The organism is Shewanella sp. HL-SH5 (genome assembly GCF_051163755.1).
GTDB lineage: Bacteria > Pseudomonadota > Gammaproteobacteria > Enterobacterales > Shewanellaceae > Shewanella > Shewanella glacialimarina.
On sequence record NZ_CP195038.1, the window covers coordinates 3,964,846 to 3,985,898 of the forward strand.

18 protein-coding genes and 3 tRNA genes are annotated in these 21,053 nt (G+C 42.0%); 6 read left to right on the forward strand and 15 right to left on the reverse strand.

Features of this window, described 5'->3' with window-relative positions:
- Window positions 1-66: 66 nt before the first annotated feature.
- The 11 genes from rpoB to ACRWQM_RS17430 all read right to left on the reverse strand — a co-directional run bounded on the left by rpoB (window position 67) and on the right by ACRWQM_RS17430 (window position 9,661).
- Complete coding sequence (gene rpoB / locus ACRWQM_RS17380) at window positions 67-4,098, reverse strand: DNA-directed RNA polymerase subunit beta (protein ID WP_434927794.1); 4,032 nt, start codon at window positions 4,096-4,098, stop codon at window positions 67-69.
- Between the two features lie 240 nt (window positions 4,099-4,338).
- Window positions 4,339-4,704, reverse strand: coding sequence for a 50S ribosomal protein L7/L12 (rplL, locus tag ACRWQM_RS17385; protein ID WP_434927793.1), 366 nt, complete (start codon window positions 4,702-4,704; stop codon window positions 4,339-4,341).
- Window positions 4,705-4,758: 54 nt separating this feature from the next.
- Window positions 4,759-5,259: a 50S ribosomal protein L10 gene (gene rplJ, locus ACRWQM_RS17390; RefSeq protein WP_434927792.1), complete on the reverse strand. Its 501-nt coding sequence runs from the start codon at window positions 5,257-5,259 to the stop codon at window positions 4,759-4,761.
- 287 nt (window positions 5,260-5,546) lie between these two features.
- Window positions 5,547-6,248 carry a 50S ribosomal protein L1 gene (gene rplA / locus ACRWQM_RS17395; RefSeq protein ID WP_434927791.1) on the reverse strand — a complete coding sequence of 234 codons (702 nt, stop codon included), beginning with the start codon at window positions 6,246-6,248 and terminating at the stop codon, window positions 5,547-5,549.
- Between the two features lie 4 nt (window positions 6,249-6,252).
- Window positions 6,253-6,681, reverse strand: coding sequence for a 50S ribosomal protein L11 (gene rplK / locus ACRWQM_RS17400; protein ID WP_182771917.1), 429 nt, complete (start codon window positions 6,679-6,681; stop codon window positions 6,253-6,255).
- 129 nt (window positions 6,682-6,810) lie between these two features.
- On the reverse strand, window positions 6,811-7,362 hold the full coding sequence (nusG, locus tag ACRWQM_RS17405) for a transcription termination/antitermination protein NusG (protein WP_226412009.1): 552 nt from the start codon (window positions 7,360-7,362) through the stop codon (window positions 6,811-6,813).
- 10 nt (window positions 7,363-7,372) lie between these two features.
- Window positions 7,373-7,744 (reverse strand): preprotein translocase subunit SecE, encoded by a 372-nt coding sequence (secE, locus tag ACRWQM_RS17410; RefSeq protein ID WP_226412011.1) that lies wholly within the window; start codon window positions 7,742-7,744, stop codon window positions 7,373-7,375.
- Window positions 7,745-8,002: 258 nt separating this feature from the next.
- Window positions 8,003-9,187, reverse strand: coding sequence for an elongation factor Tu (gene tuf, locus ACRWQM_RS17415; protein WP_434927790.1), 1,185 nt, complete (start codon window positions 9,185-9,187; stop codon window positions 8,003-8,005).
- A gap of 198 nt (window positions 9,188-9,385) precedes the next feature.
- Window positions 9,386-9,459, reverse strand: a tRNA-Gly gene (locus tag ACRWQM_RS17420).
- Between the two features lie 34 nt (window positions 9,460-9,493).
- Window positions 9,494-9,578 (reverse strand) — tRNA-Tyr (locus tag ACRWQM_RS17425).
- Between the two features lie 7 nt (window positions 9,579-9,585).
- Window positions 9,586-9,661 (reverse strand) — tRNA-Thr (locus ACRWQM_RS17430).
- Window positions 9,662-9,887: 226 nt separating this feature from the next.
- Between ACRWQM_RS17430 and coaA the strand changes: the two genes are divergently transcribed.
- Window positions 9,888-10,832, forward strand: a complete 945-nt coding sequence (gene coaA, locus ACRWQM_RS17435; RefSeq protein WP_434927789.1) for a type I pantothenate kinase — start codon at window positions 9,888-9,890, stop codon at window positions 10,830-10,832.
- Window positions 10,833-10,854: 22 nt separating this feature from the next.
- Here coaA and birA read toward each other — a convergent pair whose 3' ends face one another.
- Both birA and murB read right to left on the reverse strand, forming a co-directional pair.
- The gene (birA, locus tag ACRWQM_RS17440; RefSeq protein ID WP_434927788.1) at window positions 10,855-11,814 is read right to left on the reverse strand and encodes a bifunctional biotin--[acetyl-CoA-carboxylase] ligase/biotin operon repressor BirA; all 960 of its coding nucleotides are present in this window, start codon (window positions 11,812-11,814) and stop codon (window positions 10,855-10,857) included.
- Entirely contained in the window at window positions 11,811-12,833 is a 1,023-nt protein-coding gene (gene murB / locus ACRWQM_RS17445) for a UDP-N-acetylmuramate dehydrogenase (RefSeq protein ID WP_434932052.1), read from the reverse strand. Before murB ends, birA begins: the two co-directional genes overlap by 4 nt.
- Window positions 12,834-13,279: 446 nt before the next feature.
- Between murB and ACRWQM_RS17450 the strand changes: the two genes are divergently transcribed.
- Entirely contained in the window at window positions 13,280-13,942 is a 663-nt protein-coding gene (locus tag ACRWQM_RS17450; RefSeq protein WP_434930745.1) for a 7-cyano-7-deazaguanine/7-aminomethyl-7-deazaguanine transporter, read from the forward strand.
- 392 nt (window positions 13,943-14,334) lie between these two features.
- On the opposite strand, the gene ACRWQM_RS17455 is transcribed toward ACRWQM_RS17450, so the two are convergent.
- Together ACRWQM_RS17455 and ACRWQM_RS17460 are read right to left on the reverse strand one after the other, a co-directional pair.
- Window positions 14,335-16,425, reverse strand: coding sequence for a sensor histidine kinase (locus ACRWQM_RS17455; protein WP_434932053.1), 2,091 nt, complete (start codon window positions 16,423-16,425; stop codon window positions 14,335-14,337).
- 44 nt (window positions 16,426-16,469) lie between these two features.
- Entirely contained in the window at window positions 16,470-17,849 is a 1,380-nt protein-coding gene (locus ACRWQM_RS17460; protein WP_434927786.1) for a sigma-54-dependent transcriptional regulator, read from the reverse strand.
- 293 nt (window positions 17,850-18,142) lie between these two features.
- Between ACRWQM_RS17460 and ACRWQM_RS17465 the strand changes: the two genes are divergently transcribed.
- Genes ACRWQM_RS17465 through mobA form a run of 4 tightly spaced genes read left to right on the forward strand, consistent with a single transcriptional unit; the run spans window position 18,143 to window position 21,039 of the window.
- Window positions 18,143-18,973, forward strand: coding sequence for a substrate-binding domain-containing protein (locus ACRWQM_RS17465; RefSeq protein WP_434930746.1), 831 nt, complete (start codon window positions 18,143-18,145; stop codon window positions 18,971-18,973).
- Window positions 18,973-19,680: an ABC transporter permease gene (locus ACRWQM_RS17470; protein WP_434930747.1), complete on the forward strand. Its 708-nt coding sequence runs from the start codon at window positions 18,973-18,975 to the stop codon at window positions 19,678-19,680. Before ACRWQM_RS17465 ends, ACRWQM_RS17470 begins: the two co-directional genes overlap by 1 nt.
- Window positions 19,680-20,444, forward strand: a complete 765-nt coding sequence (locus ACRWQM_RS17475) for an ABC transporter ATP-binding protein (RefSeq protein ID WP_434930748.1) — start codon at window positions 19,680-19,682, stop codon at window positions 20,442-20,444. Before ACRWQM_RS17470 ends, ACRWQM_RS17475 begins: the two co-directional genes overlap by 1 nt.
- Entirely contained in the window at window positions 20,428-21,039 is a 612-nt protein-coding gene (gene mobA / locus ACRWQM_RS17480; protein WP_434930749.1) for a molybdenum cofactor guanylyltransferase MobA, read from the forward strand. Before ACRWQM_RS17475 ends, mobA begins: the two co-directional genes overlap by 17 nt.
- Window positions 21,040-21,053 lie beyond the last annotated feature (14 nt).

The following is a 21,053-nucleotide window of genomic DNA, read 5'->3' on the forward strand; positions in this document are numbered from 1 at the left end:
AGTTAAACCAGGTGCTTTGCTGATGCAAAGCACCCTTGGTTACCAAACATTGCTTAAGTGCGATGCTTACTCTTGATCCAGCTCGATATTAATACCAAGTGAACGAATTTCCTTCAACAATACGTTGAAAGACTCAGGCATGCCTGGTTGCATCTGATGGTTACCGTCGACGATGTTTTTATACATCTGAGTACGACCATTAACGTCATCCGACTTAACTGTCAGCATTTCCTGTAGAGTATAAGCTGCACCGTATGCTTCAAGTGCCCACACTTCCATCTCACCGAAACGTTGACCACCAAATTGAGCTTTACCGCCCAATGGTTGTTGTGTAACTAAGCTGTACGAACCAGTAGAACGGGCGTGCATCTTGTCATCAACTAAGTGGTTTAGTTTAAGCATGTACATGTAACCAACGGTCACTTTACGCTCAAACTCGTTACCGGTACGGCCGTCACATAATGTCAACTGACCAGACTCAGGTAAGCCTGCAAGAGCAAGCATTTGCTTGATCTCTTTCTCTTTAGCACCATCGAATGCTGGTGTTGCTATTGGGATACCACCTTTAAGGTGAGTCGCCAAACGCACAACTTCATCATCAGTAAACGAGTCGATATCAACGCGCTGTAACACGTCATCACCTAACTCATAAACTTGTTTGATGTAATCACGAAGTACGGCAATTTCACGTTGCTCTTCAAGCATAGCGGTGATCTTGTTACCAATGCCTTTCGCAGCAGCACCCATGTGAACTTCAAGTACCTGACCGATGTTCATACGCGATGGTACGCCCAATGGGTTTAGTACGATGTCTACTGGATTACCTTCTTCATCATATGGCATGTCTTCGACTGGACAAATCTTCGAGATAACACCTTTGTTACCATGACGACCCGCCATTTTATCACCAGGCTGGATAGTACGTTTAACGGCTAAGTAAACCTTAACAATTTTCAGTACGCCTGGAGCTAAATCATCACCTTGAGTGATCTTACGACGCTTAGTTTCAAACTTCTTGTCAAAGTCAGCGCGCAGCTCTTCGTGCTGTTCAGCTAACTGCTCAAGTTCAGTTTGTTTTGCTTCATCGTCAATCACTTGGATTAGCAAGTCTTTGCGTGGTAACTCAGCTAATTTAGCTTCAGAGAAACCAGCAGCTAATAACAAGTTACGCGCACGGCCTAATACGCCGTCTTCAAGGATCTTGAATTCTTCGCCTAAGTCTTTACGAGCTTGACGAACATGCATGTCTTCAATTTCAAGTGCACGTTTGTCTTTTTCAACGCCGTCACGGGTAAATACCTGAACGTCGATGATGGTGCCTTTCACTGAGTTAGGAACACGTAATGAGCTGTCCTTAACGTCAGAAGCTTTCTCACCAAAAATAGCTCGGAGTAGTTTCTCTTCTGGAGTTAACTGTGTTTCACCCTTGGGTGTCACTTTACCCACAAGAATATCGCCGCCCTTCACTTCTGCACCAATATAAACGATACCTGATTCATCTAATTTAGATAAAGCAGACTCGCCTACGTTTGGAATATCAGCCGTGATTTCTTCGCTACCCAATTTAGTATCACGAGCAATACAAGAAAGCTCTTGGATATGGATAGTAGTAAAACGATCTTCTTGCGCTACGCGCTCAGAAATTAAGATCGAATCTTCGAAGTTATAGCCATTCCAAGGCATGAACGCGATACGCATGTTTTGACCAAGGGCCAATTCGCCAAGGTCCGTAGAAGGACCATCAGCTAATACATCACCACGAACCACTGGATCACCAGCAAAACAACAAGGACGTTGGTTAATACAAGTGTTTTGGTTTGAACGGGTATATTTTGTTAGGTTATAAATGTCGATACCGGCTTCGCCTGCGCGTAGCTCGTCTTCATTAACTTTAACAACGATACGGCTAGCGTCAACATAGTCAACCACACCGCCACGTTTAGCCACCACCACAACACCAGAGTCAACAGCAAGAGTACGTTCAATACCAGTACCTACTAACGGCTTATCAGCACGCAGTGTAGGAACGGCTTGACGTTGCATGTTTGCACCCATCAATGCACGGTTAGCATCATCGTGTTCTAAGAACGGAATTAATGACGCTGCAACAGAAATAATCTGTTGTGGCGAAACGTCCATGTACTGAACGTCAGCTGCACGCATAAAGGTAGATTCACCTTTATGACGACAAGCTATTTGGTCTTCAACCATACGACCAGCTGCATCAACTTCGATGTTAGCCTGTGCAATAACGTAACGACCTTCTTCGATTGCTGATAAGTATTCAACTTCATCAGTAATCACACCGTCTACCACTTTACGGTATGGCGTTTCTAGGAAGCCGTACGAGTTTGTACGAGCAAAACTGGCTAGCGAGTTGATTAGACCAATGTTTGGACCCTCTGGGGTCTCAATTGGACATAAACGACCATAGTGAGTTGGATGTACGTCACGGACTTCGAAGCCTGCGCGTTCACGGGTCAAACCACCTGGACCTAGAGCAGAAATACGACGCTTATGCGTCACTTCTGATAAAGGATTGTTTTGGTCCATAAACTGTGACAACTGTGAAGAACCGAAAAACTCTTTCACTGCCGCAGAAATTGGCTTAGCGTTAATTAAGTCTTGTGGCATTAATTCGTTTAAATCGCCTAAAGATAGACGTTCACGAACAGCACGCTCAACACGGACTAAACCAACACGGAATTGGTTTTCAGCCATCTCACCTACGCTACGAATACGACGGTTACCTAAATGGTCAATATCGTCGACTTCATCGTACCCGTTACGGATTTCGATGATTTTCTTCATAACACAAACGATGTCTTCTTTAGACAGAACACCTGAACCTTCATCTTCAGCAATCTCAAGACGACGGTTAAACTTCATACGACCTACTTTTGATAAGTCATAACGTTCTTCACTAAAGAATAGGTTTTGGAATAAACCTTCAGCAGCATCTTTGGTTGGTGGCTCGCCAGGACGCATCATACGATAGATTTCAACTAATGCTTCTAAGCGGTTAGTTGTTGAATCTATGCGCAGTGTGTCTGCGATATAAGCACCATGATCAAGGTCATTGATAAATAACGTATCAATTTCTTTAATGCCGGCTAATGACAAATTAGCTAAATCTTCTAATGAGATTTCGCTGTTTGCTGTCACTAATACTTCACCAGTATCTTCATCGATATAATCTTGTGCAGCATACTTACCAACAATGTAATCCACTGGCACTTCAAGCTCAGTCGTGTTGGTTTTTTCTAACTGTTTAATATGACGAGCTGTAATACGACGGCCCGCTTCAACCAACAGACTACCTTCAGCATCTTTAATGTCATAGCTAGCTGTCTCACCGCGTAAGCGATCAGGTACTAATGACATCACTAAAGAATCTTTCTTAATCTTGAACTGAATACGCTCAAAGAATAAGTCTAAGATGTCTTGAGTAGAAAAATCTAACGCACGTAGCATGATAGTCGCAGGTAATTTACGACGACGGTCAATACGGACGAATAATGCGTCTTTAGGATCGAATTCAAAGTCAAGCCATGAACCACGGTAAGGAATAATACGTGCGTTATAAAGCACTTTACCGGAAGAGTGGGTTTTACCACGGTCATGATCAAAGAATACGCCAGGACTACGGTGTAACTGAGACACAATAACACGCTCAGTACCGTTGATAACGAACGTACCGTTATCAGTCATCAATGGGATATCACCCATGTAGACTTCTTGTTCTTTAATATCTTTTACTGTGCCAGCTGCAGCTTCACGATCAAACAACACCATGCGTAATTTAACGCGCAGTGGAGCTGAATAAGTGACACCACGGATCTGACATTCTTTCACATCAAAAACTGGCTCGCCTAGTTTATAACTGACATATTGCAGCTCAGAATAACCAGAAAAGCTCTTGATAGGAAAAACGCTACGAAATGCCGCTTCAAAACCGCGTTCACCCGTAGGATCTTGATCGGTGAATTTCTTAAAAGAGTCTAACTGGATAGACAATAGATAAGGGATGTCCAAAACCTTTGGACGCTTACCAAAATCTTTGCGAATACGCTTCTTTTCAGAATAGGAGTAAACCATGGGTTTCCTCTACTTACTAGTGTGACCAAGACTGAAATACATTAATTTTTTAATATAAATCAGCGCGTTTGCCCGTCACCGTTGTCGCAAGAACCTAACCAGTAATCTCTGCTAGGAACTGCTAAAACTGGCGATAAACGGTGAATAAAAAATCGCCTGCGCATAGAGCGCAAAAAAGGCCGACGGTTAAAAAACCGCCAGCCTTCACCCAATTGCTTGGGTGAGTAAGTTAACTAAAACTTACTTGATTTCAACTTCTGCACCAGCTGCAACTAACTCAGCTTTAAGCGCTTCAGCTTCTTCTTTAGAAACAGCTTCTTTAACTGCAATTGGAGAAGATTCTGACATAGTTTTAGCTTCTTTCAGGCCTAGACCTGTAGCGCCACGAAGTGCTTTAATTACAGCAACTTTGTTAGCACCGTGAGAAGTAAGAATTACGTCGAATTCTGTTTGCTCTTCAGCAGCTGCGCCAGCATCGCCAACAGCTACAGTTGCTGCAGCAGCAGAAACACCGAATTTCTCTTCCATTGCTTCGATTAGTTCAACAACTTCCATTACAGACATTGCTGCGAAAGCTTCTAAGATTTGGTCTTTAGTGATAGACATTAGAAATATTTCCTATTGTTCTGAATTCAATTTTATTAAGCGGCCAACTTATAATTAAGCGGCTTCTTGTTTTTGATCGCGAAGGGCGGCCAATGTACGTACGAACTTGCCAGCAGATGCTTCTTTCATAGTCATCATTAACTGAGCTAGTGCTTCGTCGTATGTTGGTAGTTTCGCTAAACGATCAATTTCAACTGCAGGGATAAACATCCCTTCGAAAGCTGCACCTTTAACTTCAAACTTTGCTTGCTCTTTAGCGAAATCTTTTAAAAGACGCGCTGCAGCACCTGGGTGCTCTAGAGAGAAGGCGATTAAAGTTGGGCCAGTGAACGTTTCTGCAAGGCATTCAAATGAAGTACCTTCAACAGCACGCTTAGCTAAAGTGTTACGTACTACACGTACATAAACACCATTAGCGCGAGCGGCTTTACGCAGAACAGTCATGGCACTTACAGTTACACCGCGTGAATCGGCAACAACTGCAGAAAGCGCACCTTTGGCAGCTTCGTTGACTTCAGCAACAATTGCCTTTTTGTCTTCGAGTCTTAATGCCATTAGGCTTTACTCCTGGATTCTACCTAGGGAAATCCCTAGAATTTACCAAACCAAATACAATATGTAGATGGCTACTTACGGTGCAGATTTTCCAGTAAAAAAATTTAGCTGGGGCCTGACACCGTCTACGCAGGAAATTAAGTTAACCTTACGATAAACACCTGCGGTCTTGGACGGAAACTCACTTTTTAGCCAATATACCTTAACGAATTAAGGCAATATCAAGTAAAAGGAGCTTCAACCCACAATTTGCGCGCATTATAGACTAATGCGCGCAAATTGTAAAATTACTTAATGTCTTCCAAGCTAGCTTGGTCGACTGCAACACCTGCACCCATAGTGGTAGAGATGCTAACTTTTTTCACGTAAATGCCTTTAGCAACTGCAGGCTTAGCCTTTTTCAGTGCTGACACTAACGCTTCTAAGTTTTCTTTTAACTGTTCAACAGTGAAATCCACTTTACCGATAGTAGTGTGGATAATACCGTTTTTGTCGTTGCGGTAACGAACTTGACCAGCTTTAGCATTCTTAACTGCTTCTGCAACGTTAGGCGTTACAGTACCAGTTTTAGGGTTAGGCATTAAACCACGTGGGCCTAAGATTTGACCTAACATACCAACAACGCGCATTGCGTCTGGTGATGCGATAACAACGTCAAAGTTCATTTCGCCAGCTTTAATTTGAGCAGCTAGGTCGTCCATACCCACAAGTTCAGCACCCGCAGCTTTAGCAGCTTCAGCGTTTGCACCTTGAGTGAATACAGCAACACGAACGTCACGACCAGTACCGTGTGGAAGTACAGTAGCACCACGTACGTTTTGATCTGATTTACGAGGATCGATACCAAGGTTAACAGCTACGTCAACACTTTCTACGAATTTAGCTGTTGCTAATTCTTTTAAAAGTGCTACTGCTTCGTTGATGTCATACTGCTTAGTACCATCAACTTTTTCGCGAATTACGCGAGCGCGTTTACTTAGCTTTGCCATTATATTAGTCCTCTACTACCAAACCCATTGAACGTGCAGTACCTTCAATTGAGCGAGTCATCGCTTCAATATCAGCACCAGTCATATCAGCCGCTTTAGATTCAGCAATTTCCTGAACAGCGCTACGCTTGATAGTTCCTACTTTCTGTGTATTAGGACGGCCTGAACCTGATTTCAAACCAGCTGCTTTAAGCAGTAGGAAAGATGCAGGTGGAGTCTTAGTTTCAAAAGTGAAAGAACGGTCACTGTATACAGTGATAACAACAGGAATTGGCATGCCTTTTTCGAACTTTTCAGTACGAGCGTTGAATGCTTTACAGAATTCCATGATGTTCACACCTTTTTGACCTAAAGCAGGACCAACTGGTGGAGACGGGTTTGCAGCACCGGCTGCTACTTGTAGCTTAATATAAGCTTCAATCTTCTTTGCCATGTCGACATTTCCTCTATTTGGGTTCAAACGCATCTTGGCGACATGCCAATTTGCTCCCCCTGAAACAACGGGTGCGAATTATACAAAAATCCACACCCGCAAACAATCAATATTTTGTGGTTATTTTAATCAGCTTTTTTCAACCTGATGAAAATCAAGTTCAACAGGTGTTGAGCGACCAAAAATCATCACAGAAACTTTAACGCGATTCTTCTCATAATCGACTTCTTCGATAGTTCCGTTAAAGTCTGCAAATGGTCCATCACACACACGAACCACTTCACCTGGTTCATAAATAACACGATGTGTCGGCGAAGTAACAGTGTCCTGTAAACGCTGTAGTATGTTATTGGCTTCTTTCTCTGAAATCGGCGCTGGACGATCTGATGTACCACCAATAAAGCCCATTACACGAGGAATGCTCTTTACTAAGTGCCAGCTATCATCATTCATTTCCATTTGGACTAACACATAGCCCGGAAAGAATTTACGCTCACTTTTACGACGTTGACCTGCACGCATTTCAACGACTTCTTCTGTTGGCACTAAAATCTCGCCGAAGTAATCTTCCATACTGTGCATTTTGATATGTTCAAGTAGTGTTTTAAGTACACGACCTTCATAACCTGAAAAGGCTTGAATAACATACCATCTTTTCTTCGCTTCTGTAGCTTCAGTCATGTTTAAATGCCTATACGCCTGTAATTAAATTCACAACTCGCAATAAGATTGCGTCTAATCCCCAAAGGATCAATGCAACAACACCTGTTGCAGCAAGAACGATAAACGTTGTGGTAAGAGCTTCTTGGCGAGTTGGCCAAATCACTTTACGCACTTCAATATGTGCTTCGCGAGCAAATGAAAGTGCTTGCTTACCTTTAACGGTTTGAAATGCTATGAAGCCAGCAATTGCAAAAGTGACAATTACACCAGCAACACGAGCCACTACACTGGCTTCTGCAAAAAATTGGTTAGCAATAACTGCTGCTAAAACTAGCAATACAGCCACGCTCCACTTCACGATATCCAGAGAATTACCCTGGCTTTCAGTACTTGTTGTCATCTGTTAATTCCGTTACTCAATACGACCTGAGCTTAGCAACAGTGAACTGCCACTACATTCCCGAGTTACCCCAGAAACTATCACAGCACAGGGTCAAAAATCGGTCATAGATTGTATTCTGATTCAGCTCTATTCGCAACATGACTGGTGGTCTTATGCGAATAAATCAGTAAAAAACTTGCGTTTTATCTTAACGCAGGCAGCCAAAACAAAAAAGGAAGCCTAAGCTTCCTTTTTCAGTGTTAACTAAATTCGCAATTAAGCAATAATTTTAGCTACAACACCAGCACCAACTGTACGGCCACCTTCACGGATAGCAAAACGTAAACCGTCGTCCATCGCGATTGGGTAAATCAAAGTAACAACCATCTTGATGTTGTCACCAGGCATTACCATTTCTACGCCTTCTGGCAATTCGATAGTACCAGTTACGTCCGTTGTACGGAAATAGAACTGTGGACGGTATCCTTTGAAGAATGGAGTGTGACGTCCGCCTTCTTCTTTTGATAACACGTATACTTCTGATTCGAAAGTAGTGTGTGGGTTGATTGAACCAGGCTTAGCTAGTACTTGGCCACGTTCTACGTCATCACGCTTAGTACCACGTAATAACACACCACAGTTCTCGCCAGCACGACCTTCGTCAAGTAGCTTACGGAACATTTCTACGCCAGTACAAGTTGTTTTAGTTGTGTCTTTAACACCTACAATTTCAACTTCGTCTGATACGCGTACAATACCACGCTCAACACGACCAGTTACCACTGTACCACGACCTGAAATCGAGAATACGTCTTCGATTGGTAGTAGGAATGGCTTATCGATGTCACGCTCTGGCTCTGGAATATAAGTATCTAGTGCTTCTGCAAGCTCAAGAATTTTACCTTCCCATGCCGCATCGCCTTCTAACGCTTTTAATGCAGAACCTTGGATAACTGGTAAGTCATCACCTGGGAAGTCGTATTCTGAAAGAAGCTCACGCACTTCCATTTCTACTAATTCTAATAGCTCTTCGTCATCAACCATGTCACATTTGTTCATGAATACGATGATGAAAGGTACACCTACTTGACGAGAAAGTAGGATGTGCTCACGTGTTTGTGGCATTGGGCCGTCTGTAGCAGCAACTACTAAGATTGCGCCATCCATCTGTGCAGCACCAGTGATCATGTTTTTAACATAATCCGCGTGACCTGGACAGTCGACGTGTGCATAGTGACGAATTGGTGTGTCATATTCGATGTGAGAAGTATTAATAGTAATACCGCGCTCACGCTCTTCTGGAGCGTTATCGATTTGAGCGAAGTTACGCACTTCACCACCATAAGTCTTAGCTAACACAGCAGAAATAGCTGCAGTTAAAGTTGTTTTACCATGGTCAACGTGACCGATGGTGCCTACGTTTACGTGGGGCTTCTTACGTTCAAATTTAGCTTTTGCCATGGTATAGCCTCAATCCAATAGTTTGGTGATGAAAACACACACATAATAAAAATCCGATGCATATAGATATGACATCGAATCGATTTTTTAGTCAGGCGATTATTTTTTGTAGGATTGTGCTGATAAGCATGGCAGTAATACCGACTAACCTTGACCTAAGGTTTGCTCAATTAATTGAGCCATATCAGCAAACAAACTTGGAGCGGATGGCGGGAATCGAACCCGCGTTATCAGCTTGGAAGGCTGGAGTAATACCATTATACGACATCCGCGCAACCTACATAGGCTACCTAACTACCTAAAAAATGGTGGAGGGAGAAGGATTCGAACCTTCGAAGGCTGAGCCGTCAGATTTACAGTCTGATCCCTTTGGCCACTCGGGAACCCCTCCAGAAAAATGGTGCCGGCACCAAGAGTCGAACTCGGGACCTACTGATTACAAGTCAGTTGCTCTACCAACTGAGCTATGCCGGCGCATCATTTCGGGAACGGATATTAGGTAAATGTGGCGCTAAGTGCAATAGAAAAATTATAAAAAAGCTAAATAAACTCTCAATTGTCGTTTTTTTATTCGCGAAGCGTTAAATATAACCAATAATGAACCATTATTTTTATTCGGTCAGTTAATTGAATCTTAAAGTATTGTTCCAGTAATACGGATCGTGTAATGTGCCAGACCCAGTATAAAGTTGGCTTATTAATGAAAAACAGCATTCAACAAGCGCTATATCTCTCCTTCGAACGTCATAAATGGGCGGAGTTGCGCAATTCTGTTCCCTTAACATTATGTCAGGAAGAGCTTGAAAACCTAAGGGGCATGAATGAGAAGTTATCATTAGATGAAGTAACTGACATTTATCTACCATTAAGTCGGTTACTTAACCTTATCGTAGGAGCTAAGCAACAACGGGGAATGATTGTAGACAAGTTCTTGGAGCAAAGCGCTTCTCGTTCACCCTACATTATCAGTATTGCAGGTAGTGTTGCTGTTGGAAAAAGTACCACTGCACGTATTCTGCAAACCTTATTACAACGCTGGCCAGAACATCCAAAAGTCGATTTAGTCACAACCGATGGTTTCCTGTACCCACTAGCAGACTTAAAACGCAAGGGATTACTCCAGCGCAAAGGCTTTCCTGAAAGTTATGACATGAAAATGTTAGTCGACTTCATTTCCGCAGTGAAAACCGGTGAACCGCGTGTTTTAGCCCCTTTATATTCCCATGTGACCTATGATCGATGTCATGATCAACATCAAGTGATAGAACAACCGGATATTCTTATACTTGAAGGGTTAAATGTTTTACAAACAGGTCTAGACTCTCCCATTGATTTAAGACGTCCATTTGTATCTGACTTTGTCGACTTTTCGATATATGTCGATGCAGAAGAACATTTATTAAAAGAATGGTACCAGCAGCGATTTTTGCAATTTCGAAAAGGCGCATTTAGCGACCCATTATCATTTTTCCATCACTACGCGGCATTGTCCGATAGTGAGGCAAATGCCATTTCTGCTAATATTTGGGACACGATTAATGGCCCAAATTTAAACTTGAATATTCAACCGACTCGAGAACGCGCAAATTTGATCCTCAAAAAAGGTGAAAATCACCTAATGGATAATGTGTTACTGAGAAAGTAACCTTAAGTTCACACGCGCTAAGTTAGGCGCGTCGTAAACTTATTTCACCGCCAATAAAGGTTTTTAGCCCTTCATTAGTATCAATTATAATCCCTCCTTGTTGATCTATTCCCTTGTAAACACCTTCAACTTCATTAGGCGCCATCAGCAACTTGATAGGCTTGTCAGTAAATAAGTCATATTGCTGCCAAAAATCAATAAATGGAACCAAACCCTGCTTATCAAACAGTTGAATATCACTTTTTAAGTGCTGATGTAGCTTTGCCAATAACAAGGTTTTATCGGGCAATTGATTTTGGCTAGTTAAATCGCTCCAAGGCTGATCAATAAGTTCGCCCTGTACAGCCGACATACTCATGTTAATCCCAAAGCCGATTACCAGCTCAGTTTGTTGTGCATTGGTTTGCGCCACTTCAATTAAAATTCCAGCCAGCTTTTTACCCTCTAAATAAATATCATTAGGCCATTTAAGCCCTAGCCCAGTCACACCCATATCAGTTAACGCTTTGACGATTGAGCACGCTATAACCAGACTTAACCCCATAGCTTTGGTTACATCACTGTCAAAACGCCAAAATAGGGATGCATAAAGATGGTTACCATAGGGAGACTGCCACTGCCTACCACGCCTGCCGCGGCCGGCTGATTGATATTCAGCAACACAAATATCACCAGACTTAAGGTCTTCATGGTGGCTTAACAGAAAACTATTAGTGCTATTTATTTCATCAAAATAAAAACATCTGTTATCTATCTGGTTAATCAATCTATTTTCATCAACTAATGCTATTGGGTTGGCGAGCTTATACCCTTTGCCCTTCACACTAAAAATCTCAACACCATATTCTGATAATGAGTCAATATGCTGATTAACCGCCATTCTGGTTAAGCTAATTTGACTTGCTATTTTCTCGCCAGAAGTAAAATGTTCTGCGCTCAGCAAGGACAGTATTGAACGTTTACGCGACCAATGTTCATTCATGATAAAACGACCTCTCCAAATTGCGCCATCATCCTAGGTTCAGTTTCTAGAGATACTTCAAATCGCTGCTCAATAACATCAATAACATGTAACGCAAGTTGACAGATATCATTGCCGGTTGCATTAGCAGAGTTCACTAAAACTAGTGCCTGCAGTTGATGAACCGATGCACCGCCGATAGAAAACCCTTTAAGCCCAGCATTTTCGATTAACCAGCCTGCGGCTAGTTTTACTAGACTATTTTCTAAGCTGTAGCCGATTATTTGTGGAAATTTATCTTTTAAAGTTTCAAATTTATCAGTGTTAATAATTGGGTTTTTAAAAAAGCTGCCAACATTTCCTAATACCGCAGGGTCTGGTAATTTTGACTGTCTTATTTGGCAAACTAGTTCAAAAACCTGTTTCGCACTGACAGTCGTAGAATCAAGTGTGTTTAATGGAGCGTAGTCCAGCTGCGGCACCCAAACTTTAGTTAACTTAATTTTGACAGCTGTAATGACAGCTTTGTGTTTAAGTTGTTGCTTAAAAATTGACTCTCTATAATCAAATTGGCAATCTGCAGCCATAATTTCATACAGTTGTGATGAATCAAGATCGAGGAACTCGACAGAATGGCAAACCTGACTAAATTCCACCCCGTAAGCACCGATATTTTGGATCGGTGCAGCACCAACAGTGCCGGGTATTAACGCTAAGTTTTCAATACCGTAGAAATTATGTTCCACGCAATACGCCACCAGCTCATGCCAACTCTCACCAGCTTCAACAGTAAGCAGTACCTCATTCCCTTCTTGTTCTACAGCAATCCCTTTAGTCGCAATTTTAACCACAGATCCTGCAAAATCTTCAGTGAAGACAACATTACTGCCACCACCGAGTATCATTAACGCTTTATCTGAGTGATATAAGGATAGGCAATTCTCGATAAGAGACGCTTTAGAATCTACGACAAATAGTTCATCACAAGACTGTTCTAGTCCCAGGGTATTGTGTTTAAGCAGAGATACTGACATATAGATAACATGGTAAATACAAGATGATTTATTGTAACAGGTATCGTGCAAATCAAAGAAACCAAAATATTTAAGTACAACAAACAAATGCTTTGTTGTTGATTTTATTAATTACAAACGTAAAAACTGACATAGACATTACCATACAACTCACTTAATAGTTTTTTTGAGAGTCGTTCAATAATTTTTAAGTGCATGTATTATTGTTACTTTATTCTTATTTCACTCAGAAATATGAGAGCTAAACAATCGACTTCATCGCTTAAGCTGGGCTATTTATTGCTAGAGTGGTATTATCCTGCCCCCTTGTCGGCAGCGACCTATTACTGGTGATGACCGCACAAGATATAATCATAATAAATCTCTGTACACGTTGTGGGTGCTAGCATACCCAGAACCAATAAAATTGCGGGTTCCCTCACCCCGCCTAATCTCAATAAAAAGGCCACAAGATGTTAACACTTACCCCGACGCAGACGCGCCGTGCGCTGCTATTTTTAGTCAGCTTTCATATATTGATAATTTGTGCCAGTAATTACTTGGTTCAGTTACCGTTTCAAGTATTCGGCTATCACACCACTTGGGGAGCATTTAGCTTTCCTTTTGTGTACTTAGCCACGGATTTAACCGTGCGCATATTTGGTCAGCAAGCCGCTAGACAAATCATTTTTAAAGCCATGTTTCCTGCTTTAATTGTGTCATATCTAATTGGCGTACTATTTCATCAAGGCCAATTTCAACAATTTGACGCCGTACTCGAAGCCAATACTTTTGTATTCCGCATCGCCTTTGCAAGCTTCATTGCTTATCTTATTGGCCAATTAATGGATATAACGGTATTTGCGCAATTAAGAAAAGCCCGTGCGTGGTGGATAGCCCCTGCTGCGTCTACCTTAATTGGTAACTTAGTCGACACTTTAGTCTTTTTCAGTGTGGCATTTTATGCCTCTACCGATACTTTTATGGCGCAACACTGGCCAGAAATAGCGACCATAGATTATGGTTTTAAATTGATTGTCAGTTTGGGATTGTTTTTACCCGCTTACGGGGTGTTATTGAGGGTATTACAAGATAAATTATTAAGTACGCATCAACATTCAAGACGCATTTTATAACCCTATTTGATAATAGAATAATAAGCGTGATGGTATCGGCTATCGCGCTTTTTTATTGTCTTAAAGTTGGTAAATGAAGTGTAAAGAATAAAAAAAAGTTTATTTAACTTGCAAACGATAATGAGAATGATTACTATTCATTTGCGTTCCAAAGCTCAGTTACGATTTTAAAGATTCATCACCTTTATTGTTACGCTGAGTTCGCAAGCACGACATTGCTCACACTCTTTGTGGCCGGATTAATCATCCGGCTTTTTTTTGCTTAAAATTTATTAACCGACACATTTATACGGCTACGTGAGTTTATGATAAACCGCTCAATTCTATCCCCATGCTGTTAATCATCACACTTCATTTAATTTAGCCACCAGTGGTTCACATCAATCTCATGCTTAGTTAAACTGCAGCCCCTCGTAAGGGTTATTGGTATATTCATCTTTAGCTCTATGATAAAGACCAATAATAAATACCGTGCCCTTGCCTTCGGTAGACTTCACTTCAATAGTGCCGCCTAACCGTTTGATAATACCGTAGCTTAATGATAACCCTAAACCTGTGCCGTCTTTACGGGTGGTATAAAATGGATCAAAAATACGGCTTAGTTGCTCAGTGTTTATGCCTATACCCTCATCTTCTATTTCGATTTTCACTCCTATAGGTTCATCACCTTGAAGCCAGTCTTGGGTTCGAATCCAAATTTTGCCCTTACCCGTATCATTTCTAGCTTCAATAGCATGGGCGGCATTAACAACTAGGTTAATTAGCACTTGTTGCAACTGCGGTCGATTAACCTCAACGGGACAACTTGCATTAAGCGCTTTAACTAGTACAACCTCTTGCTTTTGTATTGAGTGACGCACCAAGACTAAAACTTCTTCAACAATCGGGGTCATCTGATGCATTTCGATGGGGGCATTAAATTCACCAGGGCGACTGTACTGCAATAAGCTACGAATAATAGTGCTTATACGTCCCACTTGCTGGATCACGAGATCAATCTCTTCTGATACCTGTTCAGCTTGATCACCCAATTCATACTTTAATAATTCCATATTACCTAGAATTACAGCGGTAGGATTATTAATTTCATGGGCAATACCCGCCGTTAACTCACCTAATGCGGTTAGTTTTTCATTGGTGACCAATTGCTGGCGAGTTTCATTCAGTAATTCGACATTACGTTGTAACTCTTCCGTTTTGTCTTGCAAGCTTTTGGTGCGCTGCTCCACTTTTAATTCGAGTTGCTCTGCTGCGGCTTGAATCTGTAAATTTCGACTTTGCAATAAGTCCAGCATACTATCGAACTGTTCAGCTAAATGAGCCAGTTCATTATCACGATCTAAACCGAGCTCACCGATACGAACATTACGGCCTGATTGTACCGCTTTAACCACCTGATGAATGCGTTCTATGGGTTTTAATAAACTGTACGCGCCACGATAAACCAATAAGCCTGAGCCAAATAATACCAGCATTAAAATACTGCCTAACTCAATAATATTAAGTAGGTAATTATGAATGAAAGGTCCTTCAGAAAAACCGGTATATACCATACCCACTCGTTTACCATAGATATCAAGCAAAGGGGCGTAGGCGGAAATGTACCAGTCATTAAACACAAATGCCCTATCAACCCAAGTTTGCCCATCCACTAGTACTTTTTGCTTCACCTCTTCTGACACTAAGGTGCCTAGCGCGCGATTTTGTTCAGAATATTGTGATGACGAGGCATTCATTGGCACGTTAGTACTGACTCTGACATTGTCTAAAAAAATCGTCACAGTACCAATTGAATGTGCAGGTAAAGTCCCTTTGTCATAAACAAGATTGCGAATGTAATCAACTATCACGGTATCTTTATTAAATATATTCCCCCCATCAAGATACCACTGCATTGAAGAGCCTGAATTCATTATTATTGGTAGTACACTTCGACTCACTAAGCCGCGATGTTCCTGCTGCTTGCTTGGCGCTATCGCTCTTTGAGTGGTTTTAAGATTAATTGTGGCATATTGTGCCAATTGTGGGTTTATCTGCTTTAAACGCTCAGAGGGAAGCACCATGACACCTGAAGATGGCGAGTCAGGCTTGTTACGCAACAATGCTGTTAAATCTGGATCTGTTTTAACTTGTTCTACACTGATTAACCTTAAAAAATCTAAGTTAAATTGCCGCTGAGTTTGCGTTAATACCTCTGCGATCGTCTGCTGCGCGTGTGGATTATTTTTATCTTGTTGGAGTTGACTAAACGCAGTTTGAAAGGCCCATGAATTAGCCAAATGAACAAGCTGTTGCTCTTGACGGATTTGAACCTGTTGTAGTGTATTTTCAGCAACCGATAAATCAGCTTTAACCTTCATAAACAATTGCTGACTGGTATAACTAATATTCCAGTAAATAGTGATAAATACTAGGCTGATTAATGTCATTAAGATCGGCAATAGTGTCAGAATTAATAGTCGATAACGCACCTTAGCCTGCATTTGTTGCCAACTGATACCGAATATTTGTTTAAAAAGTGACACGATTAAGCTTCCTTTTGATCCTCGCAACTATCTTGCCCAAACCAATCTTTGTACTTTCTGTCTAAGGTTTTTCGCGATACGCCTAAATCTCTCGCCGCTGCGGATTTATTGCCATCATGGGAGTCAACCACCTGTGTTACATGCTGTTTTTCAACATCTTTTAATGTCCAACTTAGGGGGTAGCCGTAATTATCTACAGTTTCTGCTTGTTCAGTTTTTTTCCAATATTCTGCAGGGGGCTTACCTAATAAAATACATCGCTCAATCATATTCTTAAGCTCACGGATATTACCTGGCCATTCATGCTGCTTTAAAACTTGTAAATCTTCATGGCTCCATAGAACCGGTTTAATGCCCAAGTCCTGTGATATCTGTACCGTAAAATGATGGGTTAATTCCACCACATCTTCTGGACGAGCACGTAAAGGTGGAATTAAAATATTCAGTACATTTAAACGGTAATACAAATCTCGACGAAAATGGCCTTGGTCGACTTCTTCAATTAATAACCGGTTAGTGGCCGCCACAACACGCACATCAATTGCCACTTCTTTCTCACTACCCACTGGGCGAATTGCACGTTGTTCTAACACTCTCAATAGTGCCGTTTGCATATTCATCGGCATTTCGCCGATCTCATCTAAAAAAATAGTCCCACCGGAAGCAAAACTAAATAATCCTTCCCGAGAGCTTTTTGCTCCGGTAAATGATCCTGCTATATGACCAAATAACTCACTGGCCAATAGATCTGGTGCAATAGCGCCACAATTCACCGGTACAAATGGGCCTGCTCGTCCACTCAACTGATGTAGCTGGCGCGCGACAAGCTCTTTACCTGTACCTGACTCGCCTTCAATTAAAACAACCGCATTGGTTTGAGCAACACGTTCTATCACTTGCTTAACTTCATTAATCGCGTCACTGCTGCCAATGATGGTAGAAGACTGACCATGGGACAGCTCACGTTTTAGCATAAAATTTTCACGCTTTAGTAAACGCTTTTCAATACAACGATCAACAGCTGTCATCATTTGTTCTAAGTGAAACGGCTTCATGATGAAGTCTGATGCGCCCGCTCGTAATGCTCTAATCGCCACATCCATGTCAGCATAACCCGTCATAAAAATAATATCGGACTGACGGTCTGTATCATCTAATGCTTCATGCCATTCGATGCCTGAACGATCGGGTAACCGAATATCGACGATTAACAAATCAAAATGACCTTGGCTGCGGAGTTGCTCGGCCTGTGCAATACTTGATGCGGTTTCGACTAGAGCAAATTTTTTCAACATGGCTTTAGTTAAGAAGCTGCGCATTCCAGGCTCATCGTCAACGATTAGAACCGACATACTGGTGTTAGCGCTTACAGCGATGCTCATAATTACTCCAATTGGACATTTTGGCTCAACTTGGCGTTACTTTAGCACTCAATGATAGAAACTGGGTCAGGATGAACCACCAAAAAGTGACCTTGGGACAATTTGTCTTAGGTGTTTTTAACCACCGTGGGATCTGGTTCACAAATTAAGGTTTTGCCGTGAACTGAATTTGCACATTATGTAATTGGCATTTAACTTGCTTAACAGCGGACAGTATTAACGGTTACTAAACCGAGACTTACACCTCCTGTAATGGATTATGCAATTCCATCGTCGTTTAAAAGGATAATTTAATGTTAAAGAAAATCGCCTGTATTACGGCATCATTTAGCGTGTTGGGCAGCTTAGTTTTTAGTCCATTATTACAAGCACATGAGCATAAAAATCACAGCGTAATAAAATTAGCAACGACCACCAGCACTGAAAACTCTGGTTTATTAAGCGCATTATTACCTAGGTTTGAAAAACAATCAGGTTACTCGGTACAGGTAATCGCCACAGGCACTGGTCAGGCAATTAAACTCGCCAGCCAAGGCGATGTAGATATCGTGATGACTCATGCTCCTGCTGCTGAAGCAAAATTTGTCGCTGACGGCTATGGCATTCAACCTCGCGGCATTATGGAAAACGATTTTGTGGTCTTAGGACCTAAAAATGACCCTGCTGGTGTGCACAATGCTAAAAGCGTTATCCAGGCATTTGAGCGTATCGCCACCAAACCAAGCACGTTTATCTCCCGTGGCGATAACTCTGGCACACATATGAAAGAGTTGGAGATTTGGCAACAAACTAACGTCAAGCCTGATTTTGCAGGCTATACTTCGGTTGGTCAAGGTATGGGTAAAACCCTATTAATGGCGCATGAGTTACAAGCTTATACGCTAACAGACCGTGGTACATTTGTAGCTTACAAAGCAAAGTTGGACTTAACTATTAGCTTTGAAGGCGGCGCTGAATTAGCCAACCCTTATCAAGTTATGCTGATTAATCCGACAAAATACCCTGAGCTGAATCATCAAGGTGCACAAGCATTAAGTGACTGGTTAATCAGCCCTGCTACACAAAAAATGATTAATGAGTTCACCGTGCAAGGAGAGCAATTGTTTAAGGCAACTTATCAATAATGAGTGAAGGCTGGTTAGCCCTTTTGCAGCAAGCGTTCAGCTTGCTGATCTCTTTTGACCCCGATGTGTGGTCAATCATTTATGTGTCTTTTTCCGTCTCGTTCGCTGCGCTACTGTTCACCCTGATCCCATCCATCATGCTGGGCTTTTTACTTGCTTTTACTCACTTTCCTGGCCGTTGGATTGTCACTAACCTAGTGCAAACTTTACAATCAATTCCGACGGTTGTTATTGGATTATTAGTGTATTTATTACTCACCCGCAACGGTGTTATGGGTGATTTAAAATGGTTGTTTAGCCAAAATGGGATGATTTTTGGTCAGATGTTAATTTGCGCCCCAGTGCTAGTGGCCTTATCGCAAGCTGCATTTACCAGCGTCGACCGCCGCGCGTGGGAAACATCTCGCACATTAGGTGCGAACTGGTTACATGCAATTTGGACTGTGTGCCGAGAATTACGAGCGGCATTATTGCTTGCTGTTATAGCCGCATTTAGTCGAATTTTAACTGAAGTAGGATGCTCTATGATGGTCGGTGGCAATATTATGAATGTCACCCGCAATATTCCTACAGCCATTGCGTTAGAAACCAGCAAGGGCGACTTTGCTCAGGCTATTGCACTTGGATTAGTGTTACTCATTCTGGCATTAGTACTGAATTTCTCTCTGGGCTCATTACGGGGTAAAGCCCTGCCAAGGAGTCATTAATGACTCGACAATCGTCTTCAACCATAGCGATTCGCTCCACAACAAAGGCGACAATCAATGCCACCAATGTGGTGATGCAGTTTGATCAAAAAGTACTATTTTCCGTCAACGAATTGAACTTTACCCAGGGGGATGTCATTTATCTACAGGGTGATAATGGTTCAGGAAAATCAACTCTAATGAAGATTTTGGCGGGGTTAATATCTCCTTCACAAGGGCATATTAACAGCCAAGGCTTTAGCCAACCCGCTTGGTGGCAAGCAGAGTCTTTGCTAGGTAAAGCGGTGTATTTACATCAACACCCTTATTTATTCGATGGCAGTGTTGAATACAATTTAACCTACGGATTAACGGTAAGACAAGCTCGCTCACAAGCAATACGGCAACGCTTAGTTCAGGCAATAAAAATGGCTCAACTTACCGACTTGGTGCACCATTGCGCCAGTGAGTTATCAGGCGGTGAGCGTCAGCGTTTAGCGATTGCTAGGGCCTGGATCTGTCAGCCTAAATTGCTCATGCTAGATGAGCCCATTTCAAACATGGACAAACACTCTCAACGCCTTGTGCTTGCCATGATAAACCAGCTTAAATCAGAAGGTACTGGCTTACTGATTAGTAGCCATCAAACCTGTGGCTTGACCGCGTTATGTCAACAACATTGGCATATTAAGCAACATGTTATACACACAAGCCAATATGTGCCTAATTTAGATACTCAACAAGATTACTCTGTTATGGAATCACACTATGTCATTGCCAAGTAAACACCAACCGACTATTGATGCCGTTATTCTTGCCGGCGGTATGGCTAGGCGTATGGGCGGAGAAGATAAAGGCTTAGTCGAGTTAAACAGCCAGCCGATGATTAGCCATACGATTATTCGATTAGCACCACAAGTACAGCGCATTATGATCAACGCCAATCGTAATCAACAGCGTTATAGCGAGTTCGGCTACCCTGTGATGAGTGATATTGACTCCGGCTATTTAGGCCCTTTAGCAGGCATGATCACCGCGATGGGCAATACTGAAGCAGACTTATTATTAGTGGTACCTTGTGATTGCCCATTATTACCACAGGATTTAACCAGCAGAATGCTAGCAACCATGCAGCAAACAGGCGCTGAGCTTGTTGTGGCTAGCGATGGCATACGTGAACAACCTGTGGTGTTATTACTTAAGCCGGGGTTACGTGATTCAATGAAAACATTTCTAGATGCAGGTGAACGTAAAATCGATTTTTGGTACGCCAAGCATCACTATGAAGTGACCAGCTTTGCTGATCAACCTAACGCCTTTATCAATGTGAATACCCCTGAACAAAAACAACAGCTTGCTGAGCAACTTGCTGGACGATAGGTCGAGTAACCAGC

Excerpts from the sequence above, each read along its gene's own strand:
- rplA (WP_434927791.1), bottom strand. The coding sequence starts at position 6,248 with ATGGCAAAGCTAAGTAAACGCGCTCGCGTAATTCGCGAAAAAGTTGAT.
- mobA (WP_434930749.1), top strand. The coding sequence starts at position 20,428 with ATGTCATTGCCAAGTAAACACCAACCGACTATTGATGCCGTTATTCTT.
- birA (WP_434927788.1), bottom strand. The coding sequence starts at position 11,814 with ATGAATGAACATTGGTCGCGTAAACGTTCAATACTGTCCTTGCTGAGC.
- secE (WP_226412011.1), bottom strand. The coding sequence starts at position 7,744 with ATGACAACAAGTACTGAAAGCCAGGGTAATTCTCTGGATATCGTGAAG.
- ACRWQM_RS17460 (WP_434927786.1), bottom strand. The coding sequence starts at position 17,849 with ATGAGCATCGCTGTAAGCGCTAACACCAGTATGTCGGTTCTAATCGTT.
- rplL (WP_434927793.1), bottom strand. The coding sequence starts at position 4,704 with ATGTCTATCACTAAAGACCAAATCTTAGAAGCTTTCGCAGCAATGTCT.
- tuf (WP_434927790.1), bottom strand. The coding sequence starts at position 9,187 with ATGGCAAAAGCTAAATTTGAACGTAAGAAGCCCCACGTAAACGTAGGC.
- ACRWQM_RS17450 (WP_434930745.1), top strand. The coding sequence starts at position 13,280 with ATGTTAACACTTACCCCGACGCAGACGCGCCGTGCGCTGCTATTTTTA.
- ACRWQM_RS17475 (WP_434930748.1), top strand. The coding sequence starts at position 19,680 with ATGACTCGACAATCGTCTTCAACCATAGCGATTCGCTCCACAACAAAG.
- rpoB (WP_434927794.1), bottom strand. The coding sequence starts at position 4,098 with ATGGTTTACTCCTATTCTGAAAAGAAGCGTATTCGCAAAGATTTTGGT.
- ACRWQM_RS17470 (WP_434930747.1), top strand. The coding sequence starts at position 18,973 with ATGAGTGAAGGCTGGTTAGCCCTTTTGCAGCAAGCGTTCAGCTTGCTG.
- nusG (WP_226412009.1), bottom strand. The coding sequence starts at position 7,362 with ATGACTGAAGCTACAGAAGCGAAGAAAAGATGGTATGTTATTCAAGCC.
- rplK (WP_182771917.1), bottom strand. The coding sequence starts at position 6,681 with ATGGCAAAGAAGATTGAAGCTTATATTAAGCTACAAGTAGCAGCCGGT.
- ACRWQM_RS17465 (WP_434930746.1), top strand. The coding sequence starts at position 18,143 with ATGTTAAAGAAAATCGCCTGTATTACGGCATCATTTAGCGTGTTGGGC.
- coaA (WP_434927789.1), top strand. The coding sequence starts at position 9,888 with ATGAAAAACAGCATTCAACAAGCGCTATATCTCTCCTTCGAACGTCAT.
- ACRWQM_RS17455 (WP_434932053.1), bottom strand. The coding sequence starts at position 16,425 with ATGCAGGCTAAGGTGCGTTATCGACTATTAATTCTGACACTATTGCCG.
- rplJ (WP_434927792.1), bottom strand. The coding sequence starts at position 5,259 with ATGGCATTAAGACTCGAAGACAAAAAGGCAATTGTTGCTGAAGTCAAC.